1 protein-coding gene is annotated in these 5,344 nt (G+C 46.6%); it reads left to right on the top strand.

Going from position 1 to position 5,344, the window contains the following annotated elements:
- A partial coding sequence (locus GGD38_RS37280) for a beta strand repeat-containing protein (protein ID WP_375303975.1) occupies nucleotides 1–5,344 on the top strand: 5,344 nt, incomplete at both ends.

Here is a 5,344-nt window from a genome sequence, read left to right on the forward strand (position 1 = left end):
ACTTATACCGCTAATCTGACTGCGGCCAGCGGTTGCGATTCTATTGCTACCTTGGTATTAACAGTAAGCCCAACACTCACCAGTACTACCAATACAGCAATCTGTACGAATCAATTGCCATACACCTGGAATGGACAAACTATTAACGCAGCCGGTACTTATACTGCCAACTTAACCAGTGTATCAGGTTGCGATTCTATTGCTACATTGGTATTAACAGTGAGCCCAACACTCACCAGTACTACCAATACCGCTATCTGTACCAACCAATTGCCATACACCTGGAATGGACAGGTTATTAATGCTGCCGGTACTTATACCGCTAGTTTGACTGCGGCCAGCGGTTGCGATTCTATTGCCACATTGGTATTGACTGTGAGCCCAACGCTGACTAGTACTACCAATACAGCCATCTGTACCAACCAATTGCCATATACTTGGAATGGTCAAACAATTAACGCGGCTGGTACTTACACCGCCAACTTAACCAGCGTAAGCGGTTGCGATTCTATCGCCACATTAGTTCTAGCAGTAAGTCCAACACTCACCAGTACTACCAATACCGCTATCTGTACCAACCAATTGCCATACACTTGGAACGGACAAGCCATTAGCGCTGCCGGTACTTATACCGCAAATCTGACTGCGGCCAGCGGTTGCGATTCTATTGCTACCTTGGTATTAATAGTAAGCCCAACACTCACCAGTACTACCAATACAGCCATCTGTACGAACCAATTGCCATACACCTGGAATGGACAGGTTATTAATGCTGCCGGTACTTATACCGCTAGTTTGACTGCGGCCAGCGGTTGCGATTCTATTGCTACCTTGGTATTAACAGTAAGCCCAACTTTAACCAGTACTACCAATACAGCTATCTGTACCAACCAGCTGCCATACACCTGGAATGGTCAAACGATTAACGCGGCTGGTACTTACACCGCCAACTTAACCAGTGTGTCAGGTTGCGATTCTATCGCCACATTAGTTCTGGCAGTAAGTCCAACACTCACCAGTACTACCAATACCGCTATCTGTACCAACCAATTGCCATACACCTGGAACGGACAAGCCATTAGCGCTGCCGGTACTTATACCGCTAATCTGACTGCGGCCAGCGGTTGCGACTCTATTGCTACCTTGGTATTAACAGTAAGCCCAACACTCACCAGTACTACCAATACCGCGATCTGTACGAATCAGCTGCCATACACCTGGAACGGCCAGACTATTAATGCTGCCGGTACTTATACTGCTAACCTGATTGCAGCTAGTGGCTGCGATTCTATCGCTACATTGAATTTGACTGTGAATCCTGCAGTAAGCAGTACGACTAACACGGCCATCTGTACAAACCAATTGCCATACACCTGGAACGGCCAGACTATTAACGTAGCAGGTACTTATACAGCTAACCTGATTGCGGCCAGTGGTTGTGATTCTATTGCTACATTAGTACTGACTGTAAGCCCAGCTGTAACCAGCACCACCAATACCGCCATCTGTACAAACCAATTGCCATACACGTGGAATGGGCAAACCATTAATACTGCTGGTATTTATACTGCTAACTTAACCAGTGTGTCTGGTTGCGATTCTATTGCTACATTGGTGTTGACAGTGAGCCCAATACTCACCAGTACTACCAATACAGCCATCTGTACGAATCAACTGCCATACACCTGGAATGGCCAAACTATTAATGCGGCTGGTACTTATACCGCTAACCTGACTGCGGCCAGTGGTTGTGACTCTATTGCTACATTGGTATTAACAGTGAGCCCAACTTTAACCAGTACTACCAATACAGCCATCTGTACGAATCAACTGCCATACACCTGGAATGGCCAAACCATTAATGCGGCTGGTACTTATACCGCTAACCTGACTGCGGCCAGTGGTTGTGACTCTATTGCTACATTGGTATTAACAGTGAACCCAACTTTAACGACCACCACCAATACAGCTATCTGTACGAATCAATTGCCATATACCTGGAACGGTCAAGCCATTAACGCGGCTGGCACATACACTGCCAACTTAACCAGTGTATCAGGTTGCGATTCTATTGCTACATTGATATTGACTGTGAGCCCAACGCTGACTAGTACTACCAATACAGCCATCTGTACCAACCAATTGCCATATACTTGGAATGGTCAAACCATTAACGCGGCTGGTACTTACACCGCCAACCTGACCAGCGTAAGCGGTTGCGATTCTATTGCTACATTAGTTCTGACTGTAAGCCCAACACTCACCAGTACTACCAATACCGCTATCTGTACCAACCAATTGCCATACACCTGGAACGGACAAGCCATTAGCGCTGCCGGTACTTATACCGCTAATCTGACTGCGGCCAGCGGTTGCGACTCTATTGCTACATTAGTACTGACTGTAAGTTCAACCGTAAACAGCACCACCAATTTGGCCATCTGTACGAATCAGCTGCCATATACTTGGAACGGCCAAACTATTAACGCGGCCGGTACTTATACCGCTAACCTGACTGCGGCCAGCGGTTGCGACTCTATTGCTACATTAGTTCTAGCGGTAAGCCCAACACTCACCAGTACTACCAATACCGCTATCTGTACCAACCAATTGCCATACACCTGGAATGGACAAACTATTAACGCAGCCGGTACTTATACTGCCAACTTAACCAGTGTATCAGGTTGCGATTCTATTGCTACATTGGTATTAACAGTGAGCCCAACACTCACCAGTACTACCAATACCGCTATCTGTACCAACCAATTGCCATACACATGGAACGGTCAAGCCATTAATGCTGCCGGTACTTATACCGCTAATCTGACTGCGGCCAGCGGTTGCGATTCTATCGCCACATTAGTTCTAGCAGTAAGTCCAACACTCACCAGTACTACCAATACCGCTATCTGTACCAACCAATTGCCATACACTTGGAACGGACAAGCCATTAGCGCTGCCGGTACTTATACCGCAAATCTGACTGCGGCCAGCGGTTGCGATTCTATTGCTACCTTGGTATTAATAGTAAGCCCAACACTCACCAGTACTACCAATACAGCCATCTGTACGAACCAATTGCCATACACCTGGAATGGACAGGTTATTAATGCTGCCGGTACTTATACCGCTAGTTTGACTGCGGCCAGCGGTTGCGACTCTATTGCTACATTAGTACTGACTGTAAGCCCAGCTGTAACCAGCACCACCAATACCGCCATCTGTACAAACCAATTGCCATACACCTGGAATGGTCAAACCATTAACGCTGCCGGTACTTATACTGCTAACCTGATTGCAGCTAGTGGCTGCGATTCAATCGCTACGTTGAATTTGACTGTGAATTCTGCTGTAACCAGTACAACTAACACGGCCATCTGTACGAACCAATTGCCATACACCTGGAACGGACAAACCATTAACGCTGCCGGTACCTACGTCGCCAACTTAACCAGCATAAGTGGTTGCGATTCTATAGCTACATTGAATTTGACTGTGAATCCTGCTGTAACAAGTACAACTAATACTGCCATCTGTACAAACCAACTGCCATATACTTGGAACGGCCAAACTATTAACGCGGCCGGTACTTATACCGCTAACCTGACTGCGGCCAGCGGTTGCGACTCTATTGCTACATTAGTTCTAGCGGTAAGCCCAATGATAACAAGCACAACTAATACAGCTATCTGTACCAACCAATTGCCATACACCTGGAATGGACAAACTATTAACGCAGCCGGTACTTATACTGCCAACTTAACCAGTGTATCAGGTTGTGATTCTATTGCTACGTTGGTATTAACAGTGAGCCCAACACTCACCAGCACTACGAATACCGCCATCTGTACGAATCAGCTGCCATACACCTGGAACGGCCAGACTATTAATGCTGCCGGTACTTATACCGCTAACCTGACTGCGGCCAGCGGTTGCGATTCTATTGCTACATTGGTATTAACAGTGAACCCAACTTTAACGAGCACCACCAATACAGCTATCTGTACGAATCAATTGCCATACACCTGGAATGGACAAACCATTAACGCGGCTGGTACTTACACCGCCAACCTGACCAGTGTAAGCGGTTGCGACTCTGTCGCCACATTAGTTCTGGCTGTAAGCCCAACTTTAACAAGCACTACTAATACTGCCATTTGTACCAACCAGCTGCCATACACCTGGAATGCACAAACCATTAATGCAGCTGGTTCATACACCGCAAATCTGACCAGTATAAGTGGTTGCGATTCTATTGCTACATTAGTATTAACAGTGAGCCCAACACTCACCAGCACTACGAATGCCGCCATCTGTACGAACCAACTGCCATATACTTGGAATGGTCAAACCATTAACGCGGCTGGTACTTACACCGCCAACTTAACCAATGTATCAGGTTGTGATTCTATTGCTACGTTGGTATTAACAGTGAGCCCAACACTCACCAGCACTACGAATACCGCCATCTGTACGAATCAGCTGCCATACACCTGGAACGGACAAGCCATTAGCGCTGCCGGTACTTATACCGCAAATCTGACTGCGGCCAGCGGTTGCGATTCTATTGCTACATTGGTATTAACAGTAAGCCCAACACTCACCAGTACTACCAATACAGCTATCTGTACCAACCAACTGCCATACACCTGGAATGGTCAAACGATTAACGCGGCCGGTACTTACACTGCTAATCTCACCAGTGTGAGTGGTTGCGACTCTATAGCTACCTTGAATTTGATTGTGAATCCTGCAGTAAGCAGTACGACTAATACGACCATCTGTACAAACCAGCTACCATATACTTGGAATGGTCAAACCATAAATGCAGCTGGTACTTACACCGCTAACTTAACTAGTGTAAGTGGTTGCGATTCTATTGCCACATTAGTACTGACTGTAAGCCCAAGTGTAACCAGCACCACCAACACTGCCATCTGTACAAACCAACTACCATACACCTGGAATGGCCAAACTATTAATGCGGCTGGTACTTACACCGCTAATCTTACTGGTGTGAGTGGTTGTGACTCTATAGCTACATTGAATTTGACTGTGAACCCAGCAGTAACCAGTACGACTAATACCGCCATCTGTACAAACCAATTGCCATACACCTGGAACGGCCAGGCTATTAATGCTGCGGGCACTTATACCGCTAACCTGACTGCGGCCAGCGGTTGCGACTCTATCGCTACATTGGTATTAACAGTAAGCCCAACACTCACCAGTACTACCAATACAGCCATCTGTACGAACCAATTGCCATACACCTGGAATGGACAAACCATTAATGCGGCTGGTACTTACACCGCCAACTTAACCAGCGTAAGCGGTTGCGATT

It is taken from the genome of Niastella sp. OAS944 (assembly GCA_024809215.1).
In the GTDB taxonomy this organism is placed as follows: domain Bacteria; phylum Bacteroidota; class Bacteroidia; order Chitinophagales; family Chitinophagaceae; genus Niastella.